The 23,885-nt window shown below is 67.9% G+C and carries 22 protein-coding genes; 14 read left to right on the top strand and 8 right to left on the bottom strand.

Going from position 1 to position 23,885, the window contains the following annotated elements; translation table 11 throughout:
• The first annotated feature begins 33 nt into the window (after window positions 1-33).
• Genes ACFSGX_RS14905 through ACFSGX_RS14895 form a run of 3 tightly spaced genes read left to right on the top strand, consistent with a single transcriptional unit; the run spans window position 34 to window position 1,776 of the window.
• The gene (locus ACFSGX_RS14905; RefSeq protein WP_380931102.1) at window positions 34-1,173 is read left to right on the top strand and encodes a Gfo/Idh/MocA family protein; all 1,140 of its coding nucleotides are present in this window, start codon (window positions 34-36) and stop codon (window positions 1,171-1,173) included.
• A 37-nt stretch (window positions 1,174-1,210) separates the two neighbouring features.
• Window positions 1,211-1,540 (top strand): hypothetical protein, encoded by a 330-nt coding sequence (locus ACFSGX_RS14900; RefSeq protein ID WP_380931100.1) that lies wholly within the window; start codon window positions 1,211-1,213, stop codon window positions 1,538-1,540.
• A complete protein-coding gene (locus tag ACFSGX_RS14895) occupies window positions 1,540-1,776 on the top strand; it encodes a hypothetical protein (protein WP_380931098.1) in 237 nt (78 codons plus the stop codon). The genes ACFSGX_RS14900 and ACFSGX_RS14895 overlap by 1 nt, the downstream gene beginning before the upstream one ends.
• Window positions 1,777-2,071: 295 nt before the next feature.
• Here ACFSGX_RS14895 and ACFSGX_RS14890 read toward each other — a convergent pair whose 3' ends face one another.
• Together ACFSGX_RS14890 and ACFSGX_RS14885 are read right to left on the bottom strand one after the other, a co-directional pair.
• Window positions 2,072-2,614, bottom strand: coding sequence for a hypothetical protein (locus ACFSGX_RS14890; protein ID WP_380931097.1), 543 nt, complete (start codon window positions 2,612-2,614; stop codon window positions 2,072-2,074).
• A 69-nt stretch (window positions 2,615-2,683) separates the two neighbouring features.
• On the bottom strand, window positions 2,684-3,925 hold the full coding sequence (locus ACFSGX_RS14885) for a threonine synthase (protein ID WP_380931095.1): 1,242 nt from the start codon (window positions 3,923-3,925) through the stop codon (window positions 2,684-2,686).
• Window positions 3,926-4,190: 265 nt separating this feature from the next.
• On the opposite strand from ACFSGX_RS14885, the gene ACFSGX_RS14880 reads away from it, so the two are divergent.
• From ACFSGX_RS14880 to ACFSGX_RS14870, 3 genes are all read left to right on the top strand, one after another.
• The gene (locus tag ACFSGX_RS14880) at window positions 4,191-5,534 is read left to right on the top strand and encodes an APC family permease (RefSeq protein WP_380931093.1); all 1,344 of its coding nucleotides are present in this window, start codon (window positions 4,191-4,193) and stop codon (window positions 5,532-5,534) included.
• A 9-nt stretch (window positions 5,535-5,543) separates the two neighbouring features.
• Window positions 5,544-6,329: a hypothetical protein gene (locus ACFSGX_RS14875; RefSeq protein WP_380931091.1), complete on the top strand. Its 786-nt coding sequence runs from the start codon at window positions 5,544-5,546 to the stop codon at window positions 6,327-6,329.
• Window positions 6,330-6,429: 100 nt separating this feature from the next.
• Entirely contained in the window at window positions 6,430-8,916 is a 2,487-nt protein-coding gene (locus ACFSGX_RS14870) for a PhoX family protein (RefSeq protein ID WP_380931089.1), read from the top strand.
• A gap of 462 nt (window positions 8,917-9,378) precedes the next feature.
• Here ACFSGX_RS14870 and ACFSGX_RS14865 read toward each other — a convergent pair whose 3' ends face one another.
• On the bottom strand, window positions 9,379-10,377 hold the full coding sequence (locus tag ACFSGX_RS14865; RefSeq protein ID WP_380931088.1) for an SDR family oxidoreductase: 999 nt from the start codon (window positions 10,375-10,377) through the stop codon (window positions 9,379-9,381).
• 203 nt (window positions 10,378-10,580) lie between these two features.
• On the opposite strand from ACFSGX_RS14865, the gene purB reads away from it, so the two are divergent.
• A complete protein-coding gene (gene purB / locus ACFSGX_RS14860) occupies window positions 10,581-11,885 on the top strand; it encodes an adenylosuccinate lyase (protein ID WP_380931086.1) in 1,305 nt (434 codons plus the stop codon).
• 930 nt (window positions 11,886-12,815) lie between these two features.
• On the opposite strand, the gene dnaJ is transcribed toward purB, so the two are convergent.
• The gene (dnaJ, locus tag ACFSGX_RS14855) at window positions 12,816-13,937 is read right to left on the bottom strand and encodes a molecular chaperone DnaJ (RefSeq protein WP_380931085.1); all 1,122 of its coding nucleotides are present in this window, start codon (window positions 13,935-13,937) and stop codon (window positions 12,816-12,818) included.
• A gap of 143 nt (window positions 13,938-14,080) precedes the next feature.
• Window positions 14,081-15,994 carry a molecular chaperone DnaK gene (dnaK, locus tag ACFSGX_RS14850; RefSeq protein WP_380931084.1) on the bottom strand — a complete coding sequence of 638 codons (1,914 nt, stop codon included), beginning with the start codon at window positions 15,992-15,994 and terminating at the stop codon, window positions 14,081-14,083.
• A 269-nt stretch (window positions 15,995-16,263) separates the two neighbouring features.
• On the opposite strand from dnaK, the gene ACFSGX_RS14845 reads away from it, so the two are divergent.
• From ACFSGX_RS14845 to ACFSGX_RS14830, 4 genes are all read left to right on the top strand, one after another.
• Window positions 16,264-16,704, top strand: coding sequence for a copper chaperone PCu(A)C (locus ACFSGX_RS14845; RefSeq protein WP_380931083.1), 441 nt, complete (start codon window positions 16,264-16,266; stop codon window positions 16,702-16,704).
• Between the two features lie 169 nt (window positions 16,705-16,873).
• Window positions 16,874-17,326, top strand: a complete 453-nt coding sequence (locus ACFSGX_RS14840; RefSeq protein WP_380931081.1) for a vgr related protein — start codon at window positions 16,874-16,876, stop codon at window positions 17,324-17,326.
• Window positions 17,327-17,486: 160 nt separating this feature from the next.
• Entirely contained in the window at window positions 17,487-17,678 is a 192-nt protein-coding gene (locus ACFSGX_RS14835) for a hypothetical protein (protein WP_184075332.1), read from the top strand.
• A gap of 733 nt (window positions 17,679-18,411) precedes the next feature.
• Window positions 18,412-18,819 carry a hypothetical protein gene (locus ACFSGX_RS14830; RefSeq protein WP_380931080.1) on the top strand — a complete coding sequence of 136 codons (408 nt, stop codon included), beginning with the start codon at window positions 18,412-18,414 and terminating at the stop codon, window positions 18,817-18,819.
• A 422-nt stretch (window positions 18,820-19,241) separates the two neighbouring features.
• On the opposite strand, the gene grpE is transcribed toward ACFSGX_RS14830, so the two are convergent.
• Window positions 19,242-19,793, bottom strand: a complete 552-nt coding sequence (gene grpE / locus ACFSGX_RS14825) for a nucleotide exchange factor GrpE (RefSeq protein ID WP_380931162.1) — start codon at window positions 19,791-19,793, stop codon at window positions 19,242-19,244.
• 5 nt (window positions 19,794-19,798) lie between these two features.
• Window positions 19,799-20,842, bottom strand: a complete 1,044-nt coding sequence (hrcA, locus tag ACFSGX_RS14820) for a heat-inducible transcriptional repressor HrcA (RefSeq protein WP_380931078.1) — start codon at window positions 20,840-20,842, stop codon at window positions 19,799-19,801.
• 263 nt (window positions 20,843-21,105) lie between these two features.
• On the opposite strand from hrcA, the gene ACFSGX_RS14815 reads away from it, so the two are divergent.
• Entirely contained in the window at window positions 21,106-22,194 is a 1,089-nt protein-coding gene (locus tag ACFSGX_RS14815; RefSeq protein ID WP_380931077.1) for a glycosyltransferase family 2 protein, read from the top strand.
• 10 nt (window positions 22,195-22,204) lie between these two features.
• On the opposite strand, the gene ACFSGX_RS14810 is transcribed toward ACFSGX_RS14815, so the two are convergent.
• Window positions 22,205-22,399 (bottom strand): hypothetical protein, encoded by a 195-nt coding sequence (locus tag ACFSGX_RS14810; RefSeq protein ID WP_380931076.1) that lies wholly within the window; start codon window positions 22,397-22,399, stop codon window positions 22,205-22,207.
• Between the two features lie 94 nt (window positions 22,400-22,493).
• On the opposite strand from ACFSGX_RS14810, the gene rph reads away from it, so the two are divergent.
• A complete protein-coding gene (gene rph, locus ACFSGX_RS14805; protein ID WP_157177723.1) occupies window positions 22,494-23,210 on the top strand; it encodes a ribonuclease PH in 717 nt (238 codons plus the stop codon).
• A complete protein-coding gene (rdgB, locus tag ACFSGX_RS14800) occupies window positions 23,207-23,845 on the top strand; it encodes an RdgB/HAM1 family non-canonical purine NTP pyrophosphatase (RefSeq protein ID WP_380931075.1) in 639 nt (212 codons plus the stop codon). The genes rph and rdgB overlap by 4 nt, the downstream gene beginning before the upstream one ends.
• Window positions 23,846-23,885: the final 40 nt, after the last annotated feature.

Below are 23,885 nucleotides of genomic sequence, written 5' to 3'. Positions count from 1 at the left end.
CGCACCCCGGAAACGAACCGTCAGGAACCGTCCATGAGCATCGCATCCGCCCTCGGTTTGACCGTCAACAAGGTCCGCTACGCCGTCGTCGGTGCGGGCGACATAAGCCAGGCGTCGCTGATGCCCGGCATCGCCCACACCGGCAATTCGGTCCTCGCCGCGATCGTCACCGACGATCCCGTGAAGGCGGAGGCGCTCGCCAAATCCTACGGCCTCGACCAGGTCACCAACTACGCCGGCTACGCCGACCTGCTCGCGTCGGGCAAGATCGACGCGGTCTACATCGCCACGCCCAACTGGCGGCACGCCGAATTCGCGGTCCCCGCGCTCGCCGCCGGCATCCACGTCCTGTGCGAGAAGCCGCTCGAAATCTCGGTCGATCGCGCGCGCGAAATCCAGGACGCCGCGAACCGCTCGGCCGCGAAACTCATGGTCGCCTACCGCCTCCATTTCGAGCCCGCCACGCTCGATGCCATCACCCGCATCCGCGCCGGTGAGCTGGGCGACCTCACCACCTTCACCTCCTGCTTCGCGCAGATGGTCGATCCGGCCAACCACCGCGCGCAGAACGGCCTGCTCGCCGGCCCGCTGTTCGACATGGGCCCCTACCCGATCAACGCGATCCGCTACTTGTTCGACGAGGAGCCCGTTGCGGTCGAATCGGCCATCGGCACGCGCCAGCCGGGCAACGACTTGGGCGATCTCGACGATACCGTCGCGGTCGTGCTGCGCATGCCCGGCGACCGGCTCGCCAGCTTCACCGTCTCCTACTACGCCAACCGCACTGACAGCTTCACCATCGCGGGGACGAAGGGCAGCATCCACATGAGCCCCGCCTACGGCTTCGGCCAGGGCCTCGAACAGACCCGCACGATCGGCGAGGACCAGTCGCACGAAACGTTCAAGGCAACCGACCAGTTCGGCGGCGAACTGCGCTACTTCTCCGACTGCATCCTGAACAACCGTGACCCCGAACCCGACGCGGAGGAAGGCATCGCGGACCTCCGCGTGGTCGAGGGGATCGTCGAGGCACTCAAGACCGGCCAGCGTGTCGAGCTGCCCCCCTTCACCCGCGCCCGCCGCATCGATCCCGACGCGCAGGTCCAGACGCTGTCCGCGATCAAGAAGCCCGAAACCGTCCACGCCTCCAACCCCGCCCGCGGCAAGGACTGACCTTGCCCACCGCCCACGCAGCCGCCCGGAGACCCCGATGACCGAACCCGAATGGACGCAGATGGACCTCGATCTGGTCCACAGCATGCTCGAAGGCGGCGCCACGCCCGAACAGATCGCCCGCCGCCTCGGCCGAACGGAGGCGGACATCGCCGCCATCCGACCGACCGCCCTCGCGCATGACAGCGCGGTCCCCGTCCAGGATGCGAACCACGGCGCCAACGCCTGGTTCGGCGCGGACGAGGAAGGCGACGTCCCGCCCCCCACCGGCCGCCCGCTCGACGACCCCGCCGCCTGGGTCCACACCGACGACGACGATGACACGGCCCCAACGATGCCCGCCGAACCCACGCAAAAGGATCTCTGATGACCGACAAGACCCAGCCCACCGACCCCATCGTCACCGCCCGCCGCCGCGAAATCGCGACCGAACATGTCGTCTTCAAACTACTCCAACACGTCGAATCCGCCCACCCCGGCCTATTGGACAGCATCGAAGCGAGCCTGGACCACCTCGGCGACAACGCCCACGACGACACGAAGGACGACGCCGCCGTCCGCCAGATCGCCCAACGCATGATCGACAGCGCCCGGTCGTCGTAAGGGGAAGCGCACGGGCCTACTCTCGCCCTTCCCAACCCCAACCCCCGTTCGGTTCGAGCCTGTCGAGAACTCGGCGTAACGTTCTCGACAGGCTCGAACCAAACGGGTTGGGTCGCAGCCGAACCAGCAAGCCGGAACGCTCCCTCGCCACCCAGCCCCCACGCCAAACCGTCATCCCGGCGAAAGCCGGGATCTCCCTTCGGTGAAGCGCGCACCCCCAGCCCAAGGGAGATCCCGGCCTCCGCCGGGATGACGCCCGAGTGGAGCGCACACCTCTCGAACCACGCCCCAACCCTCACTCGGAAGCCGCCGCCACAACCTCCCGATATGCCGCATCCGCCACCCGCCGCGCCGCCTCCAGCTCGGCCACCCGCGCCGCCTGCACCTTCCGCAGCGCGCGATACTCGGTCTCCAGCTTCCGGATCCGCGCCTGCAACGCCTCCGCCTCCGCAGTGTGCGCCACCTCCGCCGCCTCCAGCGCAGCCTCCGCCTTGTCCAAGGCCCCCCGATCCGGCTTCGGCACGACCTTCCGCACCACCCGCTTCGCCGCCCGCGGCGCAGCCTCGTCGTCTTCCTCAACCACCCGAGCCCGCTTCGTGGCAGCCTTCGGCAACGCCGCGATCTGCTCGTCCCGCGTCCCCCGCGACAACCGCACCACCTCCCCCGGCGCAGCCAGCGGCGCCACGGACAAGGCAGGATCTTCGACCAACGCCGCCATCCCGCGCGCGAACAGGTCGGCCTTACTCCCCCACGCCTGCAGCGCCGCCTTCTTGCTCGGCGCCGCGACATAGGCGTCGTGAAACCCGATCGCGGTGCGATACACCTTCAGCTTTGCCACCCGCACACCCCCAAAGTTCCCCGGCACAGGCCGGGGCCTAGGTGAAACAGCGCCCCGCGACCCGAGGCCTTACAGAGAAGCCCAATCCACCGGACCATCCTTCTCGATCGTCCGCGAATGATCCGCCATCGGATACTTCAGCCCCGTCGCGCAATTGAACAGCATCACCCGCTCGTCCGCACGCACCCGCCCATCCGCGCGCGCCTTGGCATAGGCCGCAAACGTCGCGCCGCCCTCGGGGCACAGCAGCAAGCCTTCCTCGCGCCCGACGCGGTCGACCGCCGCCAGGATCTCCGCGTCCGACACGGTGATGCCGAACCCGTCGCTCGCCCGCACCGCGTCCAGGATCAGGAAATCACCCACCGCCTGCGGCACGCGAATGCCCATCGCGATCGTGTGCGACCCTTCCCAGCGCGTCGCATGGCGCGCGCCTTCCTCCCACGCGCGCACGATCGGCGCGCAGCCCTCGGCCTGCACCGCCACCATCCGCGGCCGCTCCGGCCCGATGAAACCGATCGCCTCCAGCTCGTCGAACGCCTTCCACATGCCGATCAACCCGGTCCCGCCGCCGGTCGGGTAAAAGATGACGTCGGGCAGTTTCCAGTCGAGCTGCTCGGCCAGTTCCAGCCCCATCGTCTTCTTGCCCTCGATCCGGTACGGCTCCTTCAGCGTCGATAGGTCGAACCAGCCGCGCTCCTTCGCCCCCTGCCCGACCAGCTTGCCGCAATCGTCGATCAGCCCGTCGACGCGGTACACCCGCGCGCCCTGCGCCGCGATCTCGCGCACGTTGATCTCGGGCGTATCGGCGGGGCAGAAAATCACCGCCTCCATCCCGATCCGCGACGCATAGGCCGCCGCCGCCGCCCCCGCATTGCCGTTGGTCGGCATCGCGATCGTCTTGACGCCCAGCGCCTTGGCCATGCTGATCGCCATCACCAGCCCGCGCGCCTTGAACGACCCGGTCGGCAACCGACCCTCGTCCTTCACCAAAATCTCCGCCGCACCCATCGCCGCGCCGATCCGCGGCAACGGCACGATCGGCGTCACCGTCTCGCCCAGGCTCACGATATCGGCACAGTCCCGCACCGGCAGCAGCTCGCGGTACCGCCACAGATCCGCCGGCCGCCCCGCCAGCGCGTCCTTCGTCATCGCCCCCCGCACGCCGTCCAGATCGTACCGGACAAGCAACGGCCGCCCGACATTGGACAGCCCGTGCAGCCGATCCGCCTCGAACCGCTCGCCGGTCATCGAACATTCCAGATGCGTCACGAACGTCGGCCGCTCGGTCGTCAGATTGTCGTCGTGCCGCATGGTGGACTCCTCGTTGCGTCGTTCGGGCGTAAGACCATGACCCTAGGCCAGAAGCAGCGTCGCAACCAACACCGCAAAATCAGTTCCCCGTCGCAGGCCGGGGCCTAGGTGACCCAACTCCACGATCTTGCAACGCAATCGCACCAAGCCCGCTCAAACCCAGCAAAGCGGACCCACCCAGGCCCCGGCCTCCGCCGGGGAACAACCGAACCTCTCTCCCCAACCCCATCGACCCACCACCAAAACCCCCCTATCAACCGCCGCAATGCCCGCGCCCCCATCGCATCCCGGTCGCAGCACCGGCCTCGGCCTCTGGACGCTCGTCGCGCTCGTCGTCGGGGACATGATCGGCGCGGGGGTCTACACCACCTCCGGCCTTTCGCTCGGCGCGCTCGGGTCGCGCGGCGTGGTCATGGCCGGCTGGGCCGTCGCGGGCCTGCTCGCGCTCACCGGCGCCGCAAGTTACGCGATGCTCGCCCGCCGCCTCACCCAGTCGGGCGGCGAATATCTGTACCTGCGGCAGGAGATCCACCCCGTCGCGGGCAGCATCGCGGGCTATGTCTCGCTGCTCGCCGGCTTCACCGGGGCGATCGCGTTCGCCGCCGCCACCTTCGGCCTCTACGCCCGCGCCGCGCTGCCGGGCCTCGCCGTCCTGCCGCCGCAGGCGATCGGCGCCGCACTCATCCTGCTCGCCGGCCTCGTCCACCTCGGCCGCACCGGCGCGGGCGCCGCGCTGAACACCGCCATGGTGATCCTAAAGCTCGTCGGCCTCGTCGCCTTCTGCATCGCCGCCGCCGCCCTCATCGCCACCCGCGCCGCCCCGATCCCGCCCGCGCCCCCGGCCCAGCCCTTCCGCCTGCCCGCATTCGGCGATGCGCTCGTCTGGATCTCGCTCAGCTATTCCGGGTTCAACGCCGCCATCTATGTCGCGGGGGAGGCGCGCGATCCGGCTCGCTCCGTCCCGCGCGCGATCCTAATCGGCACCGCGCTCACCCTGCTGCTCTACCTCGCGGTCAACTTCGCGTTCCTCTACGCCGCGCCCTACGCCACCATCGTGGGGCAGCCCGACATCGCCGGCCTTGCCGCGCAGGCACTCGGCGGCACCCCCGCGCGCCACGCGATGGAGGCGCTGATCCTCGTCTCGCTCGCCACCGCGATCCTGTCGATGCTGCTCGCCGGCCCGCGCGTCTATGCCCGCATGGCGCGCGACGGCGTCCTGCCACGCTGGCTGGCCGGCGCAAATGCCACCCCGCCACGCGCCGCCATCCTGTTCCAGGTCACACTCGCGATCGTCGCGACCAGCATCGCCTCGCTGCGCGATCTGCTCTCCTATCTCGGCTTCGCGCTCTCGCTCAGCGCCGCGTTCGCCGTGTCGACGCTGTTCGTCCACCACATCCGCACGGGCAAGCGCCCGGCCAGCCGCGCCTACCCGCTCGCGCCCGCCATCTTCGTCGCCGGCACGCTCCTCTGCGGCTTCCTCGCCGCGCTCAACGCGCCGCTGCAATTCGCGGCCACCGCGGTCACCATCCTGATCGGCGTCACCGCGCATCTGTTGCGCCGCATGGCCGGCCCGCGTTCGGCGGTTGCCGCCGGCGACGGCACCCGCTAGGCGCGCGCCATGGCCTCGGCGCAATCCCCCTTCGCGTCGCTGCACCTCATCTCGCGGCGGCGACGTGCGGTGGCGCTGGTGCTGGCCTGCGCGATCCCGGCGCTCATCATCTTCATGTTCCTGCGGCTCGCGATCTTCACCACGCCGCCGCCCGCCGCCGCCCCGCGCCCACCGATGATGTTCGATCTCGCGCCCGATCCCGAACCGACGCGCACCCCGGTGAAGGCTGCCCCGACAGGCGGCGGCGCGCCCGATCGCCCGGCGACAGCGCCGGTGGTCCGCAAGACGCCGTCGGCCCCACCGCTGATCGCCCCCTCGCCGATCCCCACACCCGCCCCGCCGCTCGACATCATCCCGCTCACCCGCGAGGACTTTGCCGCGGCGGACATCGCCGCCATGCCGCGCCAGGGCCCGCCCGCGCCCGGCGGCGGGGGCAGCGGCATCGCCGGTTCCGGCACTGGTCGCGGGTCCAGCCAGGGCGCAGGCACCGGCCCCGGCGGCGAACCGCTCTACAAGGCGGAGTGGGTGCGCGAACCCACGCACGCCGAACTGGCCTTCTACCTGCCGCGCGGCGCGCCGGAGGGGGCATGGGCCGAAATCGCCTGCCACACGCTCCCCGGCTTCCGCGTCGATCAATGCCAGGAACTCGGTCAGTCCCCCGCCGGCCTCGGCCTCGGCGGCGCGATCCGCCAGGCGGCGTGGCAATTCCGCGTCCGCCCGCCGCGCGTCGGCGGCAAGACGCTCGTCGGCTCCTGGGTTCGGATCCGCATCTCGTTCAACGGCGGCGAAGGCTGACGGGTCGTTGCGATTGTAACGAAACGGTAAACAGAATCGCACGGCATCGCCGCATATGAACTTTAGGCAACGTCGGAACAAATCTCCGGGGGCCTGAAACATGCATGATCTTCTGTCGTTCGACGACGCCTACACCGATGGCGATATCGACACGAACCGCTCCGACGGCCCGACGCTCGGCGCCATCGTCGATCAGCGTTATTCGCGTCGCCAGACCATGGTCGGCGGCGTCTCCGCCATGACGCTCGCGGCATTCGGCACCACGCTGCTCAGCGGCTGCGGTTCGGATGCGGAAGACAACACCCCCCCCACGGTCACCGCCGGTCAGAATGCGGCCACGACGTCGGGCAAGCTGGTCAGCATGACCGCCACCGCCACCGACGCCGGCGGCAGCATCGCCGGCACCGTCTGGACGCAGGTTTCCGGCCCCACGGTCACGCTCACCAACGCCGGCACGCTCAACGCCAGCTTCATCGCGCCGGCCGTCGCCACCGCGACGCCTCTGGTGTTCCGCATGACCGCGACCGACAATTTCGGCGCGACCGCCACCGCGGACAGCACGATCACCGTCGCGCCTGCCACGCTCGATTTCACCGCCGTCCCGAAATCGCTCGCTGATGTCGTCGCCGTCCCGGCCGGCTACACCGTCACGGTGCTCTACCGTCTCGGCGATCCGATCAACGCGGCAACCGGCGCCTATGCCAATGACGGCACGGACAGCACCTTCTCCGCCCGCGCCGGCGATCATCATGACGGCATGTCCTATTTCGGCCTGCTGACCGGCGCCAGCACGCCTGACGCCGCGAACAGCGCGCGCGGCCTGCTGGTCATGAACCACGAGAACATCAGCGCCGCCTATCTGCACCCGGCCGGCCAGACTCTGGTCAACAACGCCCGTCCTGAAGCCGAAGCGCTGAAGGAAATCGAATGCCACGGCGTCAGCGTGATCGAGGTCACGCGCGGTGCCACCGGCGGCTGGAGCTATGTCCAGAACTCGACGCTCAACCGTCGCATCACGCCGAACACCCCGATGCAGTTCAACGGCCCGCTGCGCGGCTCCGCGCTGATCCGCACGCGCTATTCGACCGACGGCACGATGGGCCGCGGCACGATCAACAACTGCGCGAACGGCCTGATGCCGTGGAACACCTACACCACCTGCGAAGAGAATTGGGCCGGCTACTTCCGCCGCGACACCACCGACAACGCGGCCCGTACGGCCAAGGACGTCATCTCGCTCAACCGCTACGGCATCGCGGTCACCTCCAACCGCACCGGCAACAACCGCTGGAGCACGGTGACCCCGGCGGACAGCACCAGCACGCTCTATTCGCGCTGGAACATCAACGTCCAGGCCGGCACCGCGGCCGACGGCACGGGCGATTTCCGCAACGAAGCCAACCAGTTCGGCTGGGTCGTCGAAATTGATCCCTATCTGCCCACCTCCGTGCCGCGCAAGCGCACCGCGCTCGGCCGCATGAACCATGAGGGTTGCTGGCCGTCGGTTCCGGTCGCCGGCCGCAAGCTCGCCTTCTACATGGGCGACGATGCGCAGAACGAATATCTCTACAAGTTCGTGTCCAACACCCCCTGGGCGGCCGCCGACGCCACCGCGACCGACCGCCTCGCGATCGGCGACAAATATCTCGACTCCGGCACGCTCTACGTGGCGCGCTTCGACGCCACCGGCGCCGGCGTGTGGCTCCCGCTGCGCTTCAACGAGAACGGCCTGAACGCGTCGAACGCGACCTATCCCTTCGCGGATCAGGCCGACGTCCTCGCCAACGTCCGCCTCGCCGGTGACTCGCTGGGCGCGACCAAAATGGACCGTCCTGAATGGACCGCGGTCAACCCGGCAACGGGCGAGATGTACCTGACGCTGACCAACAACAGCTCGCGCACGCTCGCCAACACCGACGCTGCCAACCCGCGCTACTATAATGATCCGAAGGGCACGGCCGCCCAGCGCGGCAACCCCAACGGTCACATCATCCGCCTGCGCGAGGACGGCGACACGTCGGAGGCCACCTCGTTCCGCTGGGACATCTACCTCTTCGGCGCCGGCTCGGATCTCAACCCGACCAACATCAACCTCTCGGGCCTCGATGCCACCAACGACCTGTCCAGCCCGGACGGCCTGTGGTTCTCGCGCAGCACCAACCCGACCGGCCAGGTCAATCCGCTGCTCTGGATCCAGACCGACGACGGCGCCTTCACCGATCAGACGAACTGCATGATGCTCGCCGCGCTCCCCGGCACGGTCGGCGACGGTGCCGCGCGCACCATCGTCAACCTCGCCGCCACCGACACCGGCACGCGCAGCCAGTCCACCTTCGTCGGCAAGGCACCCGGCGGCTCGCTCCGCCGCTTCCTGGTCGGCCCGAAGGAATGCGAGATCACCGGCGTCGACAGCACGCCGGACGGCCGCACGCTGTTCGTGAACATCCAGCACCCCGGCGAAGGCGGCACCGGTGCCGCCCCCACCAGCAACTGGCCCGCCTCGCAGGCCGGCACCGCCGGCACCTCGCGCCCCCGCTCGGCCACCATCGTCATCACCAAGAACGACGGCGGCCTCGTCGGCCTGTAAGCAAGCGCACGCTCCTCCCCCCCACCGGGGGGAGGGCCGGGGTGGGGGGCTTAGGCTGGAAAGAACCGCGTCACACGATACTAACCGTACGCGCAGCAGTTCCCCGGCGAAGGCCGGGGCCCAGGTGAAACAGTCCCACCAAGGCCCCGGCCTACGCCGGGGAACAACCGAAGCGTCGAACTCACCCACCTCAAACCGTCATCCCGGCGAAAGCCGGGATCTCCCTTCGGTAAGCCCAACCACAACTCAGTCCCGATCATCCTTCAAACACTCGGTCGGCAAGCCATCTCACGTAGTTCCCCGGCGAAGGCCGGGGCCTAGGTAAAGCGCCCGCACCAAGGCCCCGGCCTGCGCCGGGGAACAATCGGCGCAACGCCCCCCTCAACACTCATCCCAAACCCCACAAAAAAAGCGGGAGCGCACCCCGTGCACCCCCGCCTCCAAACGTCAGCTAAAGCAAAATCAGGCAGGCTGCCCGTTCCCGCCCGTCGACCCGAAAATCTGCCCGGTCGAATAGCTCAACGACGGGTCCGCCGCCGCCACATACAGTCCGGCGATCTCCGCCGGCTGCCCCGGACGCGCCAGCGGTGCAGTGCTGCCGAAGCTCTGCAGCTTTTCCATCGTCGCCCCGCCGCTCACCTGCAACGGCGTCCAGAACGGACCCGGCGCCACCGCATTCACGCGGATGCCCTTCGGCGCCAGTTGCTTGGCCATCGACTTGGTGAAGTTCAGCACCGCCGCCCGCGTCAGCGCATAATCGACCAGATCCGCCGACGGATCACCCGCCTGCTCCGACGACGTGTTCACGATCACGCCGCCCGCGCCCATCCGCGCGACCGCCGCCTTCGTCAGCCAGAACGGCGCATACACGTTGGTCTTCATCGTCGCGTCGAAATCCGCGCTGCTGATCTCACCGATCGTCGGCTTGGTCTGCTGCCGGGCCGCATTGTTTACCAGGATGTCGAGTCCGCCCAACTCCTGCGCCGCACGCGCCACCAGCTTCTGGCAGAACGCCTCGTCGCGCAGATCGCCCGGGATCGCGACCGCCTTGCGGCCCGCCGCCCGGATCAGCGCCACCACTTCGCGCGCATCCGGCTCCTCGGCGGGCAGATAGTTGATCGCCACGTCCGCACCCTCGCGCGCATAGGCGATCGCCGCCGCCCGACCGATCCCGCTGTCACCACCAGTAATAAGCGCGCGCTTGCCGGCCAGTCGCCCCGAACCCTTGTAGCTCTGCTCGCCGTGGTCCGGCCGCGGGTTCATCTTGGACGCCAGGCCCGGCCATGGCTGCGACTGCGCCTGGAACGGCGGCTTGGGATAGGCGGCGGCGGCCGGCGTCGTCGCGGCCTCGACGGGCTTCGGCGTCTGCGCCTGCGCCAGCACAGGGGCAACCGCGGCGGCGGCGGCCACCACGCCGGCACCGGTCACGAAATTACGGCGGCTTGCGTCTGTATCGGTCATGCTGAATTCCTGTCGACGATGGTCGTTTACTGGAGAACACCTGCCACCCGACTTGCGTTCCGCTGCATCGCGGCAAGATTCATTGATCCAGATCGATCGCACAACCATGACTTTACACAGATCAAGAAAAAGCCGCCCACGTGGACGCCCTCGCCCGCCTCTGCTACCGGCCCGCCAGACATCATCAGCCAGGACCGCCGCACATGATCCCTCGCTATTCGCGCCCCGACATGGTCGCCATCTGGACGCCGGAACAGCGTTTCCGCATCTGGTTCGAAATCGAGGCGCACGCCACCGACGCGCTCGCCGAACTGGGCGTCGTGCCGCGCGAGGCCGCCGCCGCGATTTGGGCCAAGGGCGCGTTCGAGGTCGACCGCATCGACGAAATCGAGCGCGAGACCAAGCACGACGTCATCGCCTTCCTCACCAACGTCGCCGAACATGTCGGCCCGGAGGCGCGCTTCATGCACCAGGGCATGACCTCGTCCGACGTGCTCGACACCTGCCTGTCGGTCCAGCTCGCGCGCGCCAGCGACATCCTGCTCGCCGATCTCGACGCGCTGCTCGCCGCGCTCAAGACTCGTGCGTTCGAACACAAGCTCACCCCCACGATCGGGCGCAGCCACGGCATCCACGCCGAACCGGTCACCTTCGGCCTGAAACTCGCACTCGCCCATGCGGAATTCGCCCGCTGCCGCGCGCGGCTCGTCGCGGCGCGTGCGGAGATCGCGACCTGCGCCATCTCCGGTGCCGTCGGCACCTTCGCCAACATCGACCCGTTCGTCGAATCCTACGTCGCGGAGAAGCTCGGCCTCACCGTCGAACCGATCTCGACGCAGGTCATCCCGCGCGATCGCCACGCCATGTATTTCGCCACGCTGGGCGTCATCGCGTCGTCGATCGAACGGCTCGCGACCGAGATCCGCCATCTCCAGCGCACCGAGGTTCTGGAAGCCGAGGAGTATTTCTCCCCCGGCCAGAAGGGCTCCTCGGCGATGCCGCACAAGCGCAACCCGGTGCTGACCGAGAACCTCACCGGCCTCGCCCGCATGGTCCGCGGCTATGTCACCCCCGCGCTCGAAAACGTGGCGCTCTGGCACGAACGCGACATCAGCCACTCGTCGGTCGAACGCTATATCGGCCCCGACGCCACCATCACGCTCGACTTCGCGCTCGCCCGCCTCACCGGCGTGATCGACAAGCTCGTCGTCTACCCGGCGCGCATGCAGAAGAATCTCGACCGCATGGGTGGGCTCGTCCACTCGCAGCGCGTCCTGCTCGCGCTCACCCAGGCCGGCGTCAGCCGCGAAGACGCCTATACGCTGGTCCAGCGCAACGCGATGAAGGTCTGGGAGTCGGACGGCGCACTGTCCCTCAAGGACCTCCTGCTCGCCGACCCGCAGGTCACCGCGGCCCTCAGCGCGGAGGAGATCGAAAGCCGCTTCGACCTCGCCTACCATCTCCGCCACGTCGACACGATCTTCACCCGCGTCTTCGGCGAAGCGTAACCCAAGGCTTTACCAGACCAAATAGCCCTCCCCGTTTGGTTCGAGCTTGTCGAGAACTCCGCGCTGAGTTCTCGACAAGCTCGAACCAAACGGGGTTGTGGGATTTGACTCCAGCTGTTGCGATCCCAGCCTGGAACCAAGCCCCGACGACCTCATTGCTGGACTTTCCGAGAGTGTGACAAAGGACGTCTTGCTCCGTCGCGGGTCACCGATCCCCATCCCGACCACAGCACCGACACCGCGGCGCCAAACAACCTTACAAGTGCAAGAAACACAACCGCACACGCACGCATTAAAATTGCGCGCGCAAACAACAATCCCATATGTCTACTCACGCGCTAGAGAGCGCCGGCCCGTGGCATTCCGCCGGGCCAAGGAGCACGACATGACCTACCTCGAAAACGCCACGACCGCCGTCCTCGCGATCGCCGCCCAGGCCCTCGCCGTCGCAGTCGTCGTCTCGCTCTAAAGCGTAGACGCACCAACCGGGGAAACCCACCCAAGAGCGCCGCTTCCGCGGCGCTTTTTTTGTGTCGGAAACCGGTTCGAGTTGAAGACAGCGAGTGTAACGAGCGCACCTAGCCGCGGAGAGGCGGACGATAGCGCTGAGATCAGTGTTCCACCGCAACCGATCCGCGTGCCGCAACGCCCCCGACAAACCGTCATCCCGGCGAAAGCCGGGATCTCCCTTCGGTAACAGACAGGCCAATCCACACGTCTCGACCAAGATCGGCACAGCAACAGCGGGACGAAAACGCCAACCCGGCCCTACGCTACGCGTGCGACCATTCCTAAAAAGAGACCCCACCAGGCCCCATGGAGATCCCGGCGTCCGCCGGGATGACGACGGGGGCGCTTACCGCTCCCCTCGTCACTTACAGCAGTCGGACGTCCAGTTCAGCCCAACCCGACCCTCAGCAACTCTCCAACTCACTCCCCGAAGATATGCTTGATCTTCCCGAAGAACCCGTCGCTCGCTGGGGACTCAGCCCCCGTCTCGGTCGCGCGGAACTGCTCCAGCAATTCCTTCTGCTTCGACGTCAGCTTGGTCGGCGTCTCGACCTCGATCTCGACGACCATGTCGCCGAACCCGCGGCCGTTCAGCACCGGCATCCCTGCCGCGCGCTGCTTGATCTGCTTGCCCGACTGGATGCCGGCCGGAATGCGGATCTCGTGCGCTACCTTGTCGAGCCCCGGTACAGTGATCGTCCCGCCCAGCGCCGCGGTCGTGAACGAAATCGGGCACCGCGCGAACAGCGTATTGCCCTCACGCTGAAACAACGCATGCCGCGCCAGGTGGATGAAAATGTAAAGGTCGCCCGGCGGGGACCCGCGCGATCCGGCCTCGCCCTCGCCGGTCAGGCGGATCCGTGTCCCCTCGTCCACCCCCGGCGGGATCTTGACGGAGATCGTCTTCTGCTTGTCGACCCGGCCCTCGCCGCGGCAATTGTCGCACGGCGCCTCGATCACCTGCCCCGCGCCGTGGCAGGTCGGGCAGACCCGCTCCACCACGAAGAAGCCCTGCTGTGCGCGGACCTTGCCATGGCCGGCGCAGGTCGGGCACCCGCGCGCCTTGGTGCCGGGCTTCGCGCCCGTCCCGTCGCACGGTTCGCACGGCGTCGCGACCTCGATCGTGACCGATGCGTCCTTGCCGTGATACGCGTCCTCGAACGTGATCTCCATGTCGTAACGCAGGTCGGCACCACGGTGCGACTGACGCTGCCCGCCGCGACCCTGACCGCCGCCCATGAATTCGCCGAAGATATTTTCGAAGATGTCGGAAAAACCGCCGCCGCCGAAATCCTGCCCGCCGCCGGGGCCGCCATTCTGGAATGCCGCCTTACCGAACCGGTCGTAAGCCGCGCGCTTCTGCGGATCCTTCAGGCAGTCATAGGCCTCGGAAATCGCCTTGAACTTCGCCTCGCTCTTCGCGCAGCCCGGGTTCTTGTCCGGGTGGCAGATCATCGCCAGCCGCCGGTAGGACGACTTGATCGTCTTGTCGTCGGCGGTCTTCTCGACCTCCAGCAGCTCGTAATATTCGGTATCAGGCATGGCGTTTACTCGGTCAGTACAGCACGGCGATCCAACCCCCTACCGTCATCCCGGCGCAGGCCGGGATCTCCCTGAGGCTTGGGACGCGCCTGCCCCAGGGAGACCCCGGCCTGCGCCGGGGTGACGATCGGGGACGAAGACGCTTACGCCTTCTTGTCGTCCACCTCGGAGAATTCGGCGTCGACGACATCGTCGTCCTTCGCCGCCGTCTCCGCACCGCCTTCGCCACCGGGCGATGCGGCCGCGGCCTGGTCCTTCTCGTAGATCGCCTGACCCATCTTCATAGCGACCTGCGCCAGGGCCTGCGCCTCGGTCGACATCGCGTCGGCATCGCCACCCTCGACCGCGGTCTTGGCCTTGGCCACCGCCGCCTCGATCTCGGACTTCAGCCCGGCGTCGATCTTGTCGCCATGCTCGCGCAGCTGCTGCTCCGTCGAATGGATCAGCCCCTCCGCGTTGTTCTTCGCCTCGGCTGCCGCACGACGCTTCTTGTCGTCCTCGGCGAACTGCTCGGCATCCTTGACCATCTGGTCGATGTCGCCATCGCTCAGACCGCCCGATGCCTGGATCTTGATCTGCTGCTCCTTGCCGGTGCCGCGATCCTTGGCGCTCACGTTCACGATGCCGTTGGCGTCGATGTCGAACGTGACCTCGATCTGCGGCACGCCGCGCGGCGCCGGCGGAATGCCGACCAGGTCGAACTGGCCGAGCATCTTGTTGTCCGCCGCCATCTCGCGCTCACCCTGGAAGACCCGGATGGTGACCGCGTTCTGGTTGTCGTCCGCCGTCGAATAGGTCTGCGACTTCTTCGTCGGGATCGTCGTGTTGCGGTCGATCATGCGGGTGAACACGCCGCCCAGCGTCTCGATGCCCAGCGACAGCGGCGTCACGTCGAGCAGCAGCACGTCCTTGACGTCACCCTGCAACACGCCGGCCTGGATCGCGGCACCCATCGCCACGACTTCGTCCGGGTTCACGCCGACATGCGGTTCCTTCCCGCCGAAGAACGCCTTCACGGCCTCGCGCACCTTGGGCATGCGGGTCATGCCGCCGACCATCACGACCTCGTCGATGTCGTCCGGCTTCAGTCCCGCATCGGCCAGCGCCTTGCGCAGCGGCTCGATCGTGCGCTTCACCAGCCCGTCGACCAGCCGCTCCAGGTCGGACCGCGTGATCGTCTTGACCAGATGCTTCGGACCCGTCGCGTCGGCGGTGATGAACGGCAGGTTGACCTCGGTCGTCGCGGTGGACGACAGCTCGATCTTCGCCTTCTCGGCCGCTTCCTTCAACCGCTGCAGCGCCAGCCGGTCCTTGGTCAGGTCGATACCCTCGGCCTTCTTGAACTCCTCGGCCAGATATTCGACGACCTTGCTGTCGAAATCCTCACCGCCCAGGAACGTGTCGCCGTTGGTGGCCTTCACCTCGAACACGCCGTCGCCGATTTCCAGCACGGAGATATCGAACGTGCCGCCGCCCAGATCGTAGACCGCGATCGTCTTGCCGTCGTTCTTCTCGAGGCCGTACGCCAGCGCCGCCGCCGTCGGCTCGTTGATGATGCGCAGCACTTCCAGGCCCGCGATGCGCCCGGCATCCTTGGTCGCCTGGCGCTGTGCGTCGTTGAAGTATGCCGGCACGGTGATCACCGCCTGCGTCACCGTCTCGCCCAGATAGGACTCGGCGGTTTCCTTCATCTTCTGCAGCGTGAACGCGCTGATCTGCGACGGGCTATACTCTTCCGTCCCGGCCTTGACCCATGCGTCGCCGTTGCTGCCCTTGACGATGTGGTACGGGACCAGCTCGGTGTCCTTCTTGGTCACCGGGTCGTCGAACCGGCGGCCGATCAGGCGCTTCACGGCGAAAATCGTGTTGTCGGGGTTGGTGACCGCCTGGCGCTTGGCCGGCTGGCCGATCAGCCGCTCGCCGTCCTTGGCGAATGCGACGATCGACGGCGTGGTGCGCGCGCCTTCCGAATTCTCGATGACCTTCGGCTTGCCGCCTTCCATCACGGCGACGCAGCTGTTGGTGGTACCCAGATCGATCCCGATGACTTTTGCCATAATGCTCTCTTTGTGCCCCTCGAAAATGAACCGATCGGGTCGCGCCGTCTCCGGTCGGCAACCCGTTCGAAACTCCGGATGAAGCCCGCGGCCAAAACCGCGGACTAAACCAGTGTGATCCGGGATATAGGGGGGTGGCGCGGCCCTTCAAGCGTAGGACGATTTGTCGGCGGACCCCTTTTCCGGCTTGCGCGTTGCCCGGCCCGGATTGCAGATGACGCTCAAGGCCCGCCTTACGACCGCGCCGCCGCCATCCGGGAAGAACCGCCATGCGCCGCCATCCGATCCTCCTCGCCGCGCTGTTGCCCGTCCTGCTGTCGGCCTGTCAGGCGCGCTCGGTCAGCGTGGACGACGCCTATGTCCGGCTCCCCGCGGTCCCCGGCCGCCCCGCGGCGGCCTATTTCACCGTGTCCGGCGGCGGACTTCCGGACCGGCTGGTCGGTATCACCGCCACGGGTGCCGCCCGCGCCGAACTGCACGCATCCGGCATGCACGCCGGCATGGCCACCATGACCCCGCTGGAAGACGTTGAGATACCGGCCGATGGGGTCGTGGCCTTCTCCCCGGCCGGCAACCACGTCATGCTGTTCGGCCTGTCGCAGAACGTCACGCCCGGTACCCCCGTCCCGCTCATCCTGCGCTTCCGGTCCGGCACTACCCTCACCACCGAAGCCCAGACCATCGCCGCCGGCGACGACGCGCCCTACTGATCTCTTCTAAAGCCCCTCTCCTTCAGGAGTTTGAATTCCTGGCGGGTCGGGATTGCCCCGGCAATTCCTGAAACAGGCCGGGGGCCTGTTTCACCCGCGAGGAATTGGAACTGGGTTGGGGTGGGGGCAACCTCTCCCCAAACGCAAAGTCAGCGGTTACATCGACGAAATGCGCCGCCCCCTCACCCCGAACGAGATCGACCTCGTCCGCACCATCTTCGGCGCCACGATCGACACCGCCCCGGTCACCATCAACCGCGCCAAATGGTTCCCCTTCCAGCCGCGCAACGTCGCGATGTCGCCCGACGGCCACATCTGGCTCCACCCGCAAGGCGACCTCTACGCGGACGACTACACGCTCGCCCCGCTCGGCCTGCGCGGGCTGTTCGTCCACGAAATGACCCATGTCTGGCAGCGTCAGCGCGGCATCTGGCTGCCGCTCGCCCGCCACCCCTTCTGCCGCTACCATTACCGCCTCACCCCCGGCTGGCCGCTCGCGCGCTACGGGCTGGAACAACAGGCCGAAATCGTCCGCCACGCCTGGCTCCTCCGCCAGGGCCGCACCGTGCCGGGCGCCCCGCCGCTCGCGCAATATGACAGCCTGCTTCCGTTTCACGGCTGATCTTCGGCTTACTTGCAAATGATTATCGTTACCCCGGATAATGCGATCCATTATCAGTATCTGTGAGAATGAATCGCATTGAATAGTTTGACTTCACAAGCAACTTTTTGCGGGCTAGGGGATTTCATCAACAAGACGATCCCAGTCACGGAGAAACATCATGGTCATCACCACCGCCGGAGCCGCCGCCTGCGCCAAGTGCAAGTTCTTCGACAACGCCGAAGCATCCGCCGACCTGGGCCTCTGCCGCTACAACCCGCCGATCAGCCAGCCGAGCGGCGAAGCTGCAGGCATCTGGCCGAAGGTCGAGGCCTCCGACTGGTGCGGCCACTTCGAACCCGTCGCCGCCTAACCGGCCGACCGTTCGAACAGGAAAAGGGCGCGGGCCAAGGTCCGCGCCCTTTTTGGTGCGCGCCGAACATCGCGCGCTCACCCCAGAATACCCTCGCCAACTCAACATCCCCGCCCCCCTCGGAACGCTGCATGTTCCCCGGCGAAGGCCGGGGCCTAGGTGAAGCGGTTGCGTTCAGGCCCCAGCCTCCGCCGGGAAACTTTCAGGGCTTGTCGAAGGCCGATCCGCCTCCCGGAACTCAAGCCGAAGCCGTTCGCGCCGCACCACGTCCGTTCGGTTCGAGCTTGTCGAGAACCCGCACCACCTCCGTTCGGTTCGAGCCTGTCGAGAACCCCACGCCACCTCCGTTTGGTTCGAGCCTGTCGGGAACCCTGAACCACGCACGCCTCGGCGTGATACAAGACGAAGTCCCGTACCGTCGGGTCAACGGCGCTGCTCTCCAGCCTGCCGCCCCAAACCCACCCGTCCATCCCGAGCGCAGTCGAGGGACCCGTCGAGCGAAGCCGAGACGGCCCACATCCACCCAAAGGTGACCCCGAGAAACGGCCCCCAGTTCTGCCGAGCATCGGCAACGGCAAGGCGTCACGCCACCGCACGCCGATCCAGCCACCCCGCGCCATCCACACACATCCCGAAGCTCACGAAGTTCGGAATGACAATCATTCGCATCTTGACGACGGGTGTCAGTAAGCTAGGAATGACAATCATTCGCAACTAACCCGTCCGGAGCGCCATGTACGCCTATCTCGACCGTCCTGTCGCAGCACTCTCGACCGCCGACCGTGTCCTGCTCGACGCCATGCGCAACTGGGCGCTCGCTGCCACGCTCGGCCGGGATCGGGCCGCCAACGCCGCCGCCCGCCTGCCCGAATCGGCGCGCGTCGGCGCCACTGACGCGCTCCACGCCGCGATGACGCTCCTCGACGGGGCCGACGCGGCCCCGATCGCCTTCCAGCGCCCCTGCCACGCGCGCGTCGAGGAAGACGAAGCCGTCCTGCTCGGCATCGCCGCGCTCGTCCCGGAAAACCCCGCCGCCGCCACCGCCGCGCTCGCGCTGCTGGTGCCGCGCTCAACTGCGGCGCTTGCGATCCGCCACCTCACGACCTTCCACCGCCGCCTGACGCCCGCGCTGCAGGGCTGAGCCCGCGCTCAGTCGAGGGACGCGGCGGAGAAAGCGCTGCACTCCCCCTGACCGCTCGCAGCGTCACGTTGAAGTCGCACGACGTAAACCGACCGCATCCCCGCGGACGCGGGGATCCAGCTAAGCGTGCGCGCCTAACCTACAAAACCGAAACGCTCCGCCAGCAACTCAGCTGGATCCCGGCATCCGCCGAGATACGGAATCGTGTCTCAATACGTCAGCTAGCGAGCCGACAAAGCGGCCTAACAACCCTCGCCATTCACCAAACCAGTATCCCCGCGGATGCGGGGATCCAGCTGAGCGTGCGCGACTAACCTACAAAACCAAAACGCTCCGCCAGCAACTCAGCTGGATCCCGGCATCCGCCGGGATACGGAAGCCAGGACATCGAACCGACGCCCCAACCCCCAGCATCAAAAAAATCACCCAGCCGCCGCATCCGGCGCCCGAGCAACCCCCACCATCGCCGGCCGCAGCAGCCGGTCGCGCAGCATGTAGCCCGCCTGCATCTCCTGGATCACCGTGCCCGGCGCCTTGTCCGACGGCATCTCGATCATCGCCTGGTGCTTGTTCGGGTCCAGCTTCTCGCCCATCGACTCGATCTTCACCACGCCGTGGCGCTTCAGCACCGACTCAAGCTCGCGGCCCGTCGCCTCGATCCCGACCAGCAGGCCCTTCAGCCGCTCGTCGCCGCGCATCTCGTCGGGGATCACCGACAGCGCCCGGCTCATATTGTCCGCGACCGACAGCATGTCGCGCGCAAAGCTCGTCGCGGCATAGGCGGTCGCATCCGCCTTGTCCTTTTCCAGCCGGCGGCGGACATTCTGCGTATCGGCCTGCGCGTACAGCACCTCGTTCTTCAACCGCGCCACTTCCTCTTCCAGCGCGGCATACCGGTCATGCTCCGCCAGTTCCGGCGCATCGCCCGCCGTCTCGGCGCGCAGGTCCTCGGTGTTCGTGTCGTCGTTCGTCATATCGATCATGCCATCAATCTCGTCAGTGCTTGAGCCGTGAAATCCACCATGGGGACCACCCGCGCATAGTTCAACCGAGTTGGCCCGATCACCCCCACCACACCGACCACCTGTCCGTCGCCCCCACGGTAAGGCGCGGCGATCACCGACGAGCCGGACAGCGAGAACAGCTTGTTCTCCGATCCGATGAAGATCTTCATCCCCTGCGCCCCGCGCGCCATGTCGAGCAGCCGGGCGATCTCCTCCTTGCCCTCGATCTCGTCGAGCAATTGCCGCACCCGCTCCAGGTCCGCCGACGCGGTCGCGTCGATCAGGTTCGCCGCACCGCGCACGATCAGCACCGGCCGCGCCGCGCCGTCCTCGGACCACACCGCCAGCCCGCGCGCCACCAGGTCCGCTGCCGCCAGGTCCAGCGCCGCGCGCCCGCGCCCGATCTCCTCGTCCATCCGCCCGCGCGCCTGCGACAGGTTCAGCCCCGTCAGCCGCGTCGACATATAATTCCCCGCCTCAACCAGCGCGGACGGCGGCATCCCGGGCGGCAGGTCGACGACGCGGTTCTCGACCGTCCCGTCCGTGCCGACGAGCACCGCGATCGCCTGCATCGCGTTCAGCGGCACGAACGAAAACTGCCGCAACACCGGCTCCCGCCGCGGCACCAGCACGATGCCTGCGCAGGCCGACAGGCCGGACAACGCCATCGACGTCGCGACCAGCGCTTCCTCGATCGTGCCCCCGCCGCGCGCGCGCCCTTCGATCGCCGCCTGCTCCTCCGCCGACGGCAGCGCCGCCTGCATCATCCCGTCGACGAACAGCCTGAGCCCGCTCTCGGTCGGCATCCGCCCCGCGCTGGTATGCGGTGCTGCCAGCAGCCCCGCCTCCTCCAGATCCTGCATCACGTTGCGGATCGACGCCGGCGACAGATTGAGCGACGCCAGCTTCGAGATCGTCCGCGATCCGACCGGCGCGCCGGTACCGAGATACGACTCCACGACCACCCGGAAAACCTCGCGCGCCCGCGCCGACAATTCGGTGATGGGTGTCCCGTTCATGTCACCCATGTAATCACAAACCGCGGCGGCTCCAAACCCCGGGCCGCACTCCGCCCCCCGCGCCGCTCATCAGCCCGCGTCCGGAAAAAGCAGGACGCCATTCGCGCACGGCGCCCGATCCAGCCCGAACAACGGGTCCACAAAGCAACCATCTCAAAAAGCCGCACGCAAGAAGCATGGTAAACAAACGGCAGGATCGCAGACATAACCGGTCGGACCGCAGGGCTATGCACACCGGAGAAGCCCCAGAAGAGTGCGCTTCCATGTCGATCCATCCCGCGGTCAGTATCTGCATCCCGACATACCGGCGGCCCGCGACCCTTGTTCGGGCGGTCGCCAGTGCGCTGGACCAGGATTACCCGAACATCACCGTGGTCGTCAGCGATGACGAGCCGGCCCCGAACCCGACCACCCGATTGCTCGAACAGCGGTTCGGCGGCGAACGGCGCTTGCGCATCGTCCGCGGCCCGGGCGAGGCGGGGTTCGTCGCGAACACCAACCGCGCGCTCCGCGCCGCACCGGGCGAGTGGCTGAAACTGCTCCACGACGACGACGTCCTGGCGCGCGATTGCGTCACGACGCTGATGGCGGGCGCGCGTGCCTGTCCGGAGGCCCGGCTGCTCCGCTGCCGCGTCGACCGTTATGTCGGCAACCGGCTGGTGACGCCGTTCCACCCCGGCAACCGCCCGCTATTCGCCTCGATTCCGCAGTCGCAGGCCGCCGCCGCCGCCTACACGCTCCAGGATGTCGGCGAGACGATCCCCACCGCGCAATGCGTCCACCGCAGCGCGATCGAGGCCGGCATCCTGTTCGAAACGGTCGACATGATGCCGACCATGGCCGAATCCTGCTGGAACGCGCGGCTCTACGATTTCGCGCCCGTCCTGATCGTCAATCGCGCGCTGGCCCAGTGGCGGCAGGGCGAACAGGAAACGATGTCTTCGGCAATCCTGCTCGACGATCTCGATCGCGAATTCATCGCCTACCGTGCCTACGCCTACCATTATGTCCGCGACAAGACGACCGTACCGCCGCTCGGCGTGGCGCAGGATTTCATCCGCCTGCTGCGCGCGCTCGCGCGGCTCAAGCGCGGCCATCTCGCGGCGTTCGCGCGGCATGTCCTCGCCACGCGCCACCCCGGCGCGTTGCCACTGGTCCTGCGCCACCTGCTCGGCATGCCATCCCGCAAATATCGGATCGCGCCCTTGCCCGTGTCGGCGGATCCCGTCGGGGCAGAGGTCATTGCGATCCGCGCGACGGGATATTCGGCCAACGACCGGGAACCGCGCCACGGCCCGCTCGACGGCATCCGCCTCGGCCCCGAAACCGCCGCGCCGCTCCTTTTCGGCTAGACGGCGGACGCTATCCCCGCGCCCGCGCCCCCATCCACAACGCCACGCACCCCATCGCCATCATCACCGCGCCGCGCACCGCCCACGGCCGCGCATCCAGCATAAAGCTCGACGCCGGCCACCGCACCACGCCCAGCCCCTGCAAAATCCACAGCGCCCCGATCAGCATCGCCGCCACCCCCACGATCCGCCACGCCGTCTTCATCGCATCATCTCCGTAACCCACGCGGCCGCCGGGGCTGGCGGCAATCCCGTCGCGCCGCTACATCGCGCGGATCACAGCGACAGGACAAGACGATATGCGCCCCTCCGGCCGAGCCCCTGACCAGATGCGGGCGATCACCATCGAAACCGGCTATTCCGCCCATGCCGAGGGGTCCTGCCTGATCGGCTTCGGCGACACGCGCGTGCTCGTCACCGCCTCGCTCGAGGAACGGCTCCCGCCCTGGCTGCGCGGCAAGGGCAAGGGCTGGGTCACCGCCGAATATGGCATGCTCCCGCGCGCCACCCACACCCGCGGCAACCGCGAGGCCGCCAAGGGCAAGCAGTCCGGCCGCACGCAGGAGATCCAGCGCCTGATCGGCCGCTCGCTCCGCACCGTCGTCGACATGGACGTGCTCGGCGAGCGCCAGTTCACGCTCGACTGCGACGTGCTGCAGGCCGACGGCGGCACGCGCACCGCGGCGATCTCCGGCGCCTGGGTCGCGCTCCGCCTCGCGGTCGACAAGCTGCTCGCCGACGGCAAGCTCACCGCCGACCCGATCAAGTCGCAGGTCGCCGCCGTCTCGGCCGGCATCCACGAAGGCACGCCGGTCCTCGACCTCGACTATATCGAAGACTCGAACGCGCATGCCGACGCCAATTTCGTGCTGATCGGCGACGGCAAGATCGCCGAGGTCCAGGCGACCGCCGAAGGCGCCACCTTCGACGAGGAGGAGCTGCTCCGCCTGCTCCGCCTCGCCCGCATCGGCTGCACAGACATCTTCGCCGCCCAGCGCAAGGCCACCGGCCGATGATCGCGCTCTCGGACGACGCGGCCCCGCCCGTGCCCCACCGCAAGCTCGGCCCCGGCCGGCTCGTCATCGCCAGCCACAATCAGGGCAAGGTTCGCGAGATCGGCGACCTGCTGCGCCCCTACGGCATCGAAACCGTGTCCGCGGCCGAACTCGACCTGCCCGAACCGGACGAAACCGGTACCACCTTCGCCTCCAACGCCGAACTGAAGGCGCGCGCCGCCGCCGACCTGTCCGGCCTCCCCGCGCTCGCCGACGACAGCGGCCTGTGCGTCGAGGCGCTCGGCGGCGATCCCGGCATCTTCTCCGCCCGCTGGGCCGGCCCGTCGAAGGACTTCGACGTCGCGATGCGGCTCGTCAACGACGCGATCCTCGCCACCGGCCCCGATGCCGGCCGCGACGCCCACTTCGTCTGCGCGCTCTCGCTCTGCTGGCCCGACGGCCACATCGAAACCTTCGAAGGCCGCGCCGACGGCACCCTCGTCTGGCCCCCGCGCGGCGAACACGGCTTCGGCTACGACGCCATGTTCCTCCCCCTCGGCGCCACCGAAACCTACGGCGAAATCGACCCGGACGCCAAACACGCCATCAGCCACCGCGCCGCCGCCTTCAACCTCCTCACCGCAGCGGTGTTTTGAAGGACGAAGCCCCTCTTCCCCCCTCCCTTTCAAGGGAGGG

The sequence above is a fragment of the Sphingomonas arantia genome (genome assembly GCF_042682045.1).
GTDB lineage: Bacteria > Pseudomonadota > Alphaproteobacteria > Sphingomonadales > Sphingomonadaceae > Sphingomonas_R > Sphingomonas_R arantia.
The sequence above is the reverse complement of the archived record's forward strand: the minus strand, read 5'-3'. Positions and strand labels throughout refer to the sequence as shown.

Coding starts and splice junctions, on each gene's coding strand:
- ACFSGX_RS14880 (WP_380931093.1), top strand. CDS start 4,191: ATGCCCGCGCCCCCATCGCATCCCGGTCGCAGCACCGGCCTCGGCCTC.
- ACFSGX_RS14870 (WP_380931089.1), top strand. CDS start 6,430: ATGCATGATCTTCTGTCGTTCGACGACGCCTACACCGATGGCGATATC.
- ACFSGX_RS14835 (WP_184075332.1), top strand. CDS start 17,487: ATGGTCATCACCACCGCCGGAGCCGCCGCCTGCGCCAAGTGCAAGTTC.
- grpE (WP_380931162.1), bottom strand. CDS start 19,793: ATGACGAACGACGACACGAACACCGAGGACCTGCGCGCCGAGACGGCG.
- ACFSGX_RS14895 (WP_380931098.1), top strand. CDS start 1,540: ATGACCGACAAGACCCAGCCCACCGACCCCATCGTCACCGCCCGCCGC.
- ACFSGX_RS14845 (WP_380931083.1), top strand. CDS start 16,264: ATGCGCCGCCATCCGATCCTCCTCGCCGCGCTGTTGCCCGTCCTGCTG.
- rdgB (WP_380931075.1), top strand. CDS start 23,207: ATGATCGCGCTCTCGGACGACGCGGCCCCGCCCGTGCCCCACCGCAAG.
- ACFSGX_RS14885 (WP_380931095.1), bottom strand. CDS start 3,925: ATGCGGCACGACGACAATCTGACGACCGAGCGGCCGACGTTCGTGACG.
- ACFSGX_RS14900 (WP_380931100.1), top strand. CDS start 1,211: ATGACCGAACCCGAATGGACGCAGATGGACCTCGATCTGGTCCACAGC.
- ACFSGX_RS14810 (WP_380931076.1), bottom strand. CDS start 22,399: ATGAAGACGGCGTGGCGGATCGTGGGGGTGGCGGCGATGCTGATCGGG.
- dnaK (WP_380931084.1), bottom strand. CDS start 15,994: ATGGCAAAAGTCATCGGGATCGATCTGGGTACCACCAACAGCTGCGTC.
- dnaJ (WP_380931085.1), bottom strand. CDS start 13,937: ATGCCTGATACCGAATATTACGAGCTGCTGGAGGTCGAGAAGACCGCC.
- rph (WP_157177723.1), top strand. CDS start 22,494: ATGCGCCCCTCCGGCCGAGCCCCTGACCAGATGCGGGCGATCACCATC.
- ACFSGX_RS14865 (WP_380931088.1), bottom strand. CDS start 10,377: ATGACCGATACAGACGCAAGCCGCCGTAATTTCGTGACCGGTGCCGGC.
- ACFSGX_RS14830 (WP_380931080.1), top strand. CDS start 18,412: ATGTACGCCTATCTCGACCGTCCTGTCGCAGCACTCTCGACCGCCGAC.
- ACFSGX_RS14815 (WP_380931077.1), top strand. CDS start 21,106: ATGTCGATCCATCCCGCGGTCAGTATCTGCATCCCGACATACCGGCGG.
- hrcA (WP_380931078.1), bottom strand. CDS start 20,842: ATGAACGGGACACCCATCACCGAATTGTCGGCGCGGGCGCGCGAGGTT.
- purB (WP_380931086.1), top strand. CDS start 10,581: ATGATCCCTCGCTATTCGCGCCCCGACATGGTCGCCATCTGGACGCCG.
- ACFSGX_RS14840 (WP_380931081.1), top strand. CDS start 16,874: ATGCGCCGCCCCCTCACCCCGAACGAGATCGACCTCGTCCGCACCATC.
- ACFSGX_RS14875 (WP_380931091.1), top strand. CDS start 5,544: ATGGCCTCGGCGCAATCCCCCTTCGCGTCGCTGCACCTCATCTCGCGG.
- ACFSGX_RS14905 (WP_380931102.1), top strand. CDS start 34: ATGAGCATCGCATCCGCCCTCGGTTTGACCGTCAACAAGGTCCGCTAC.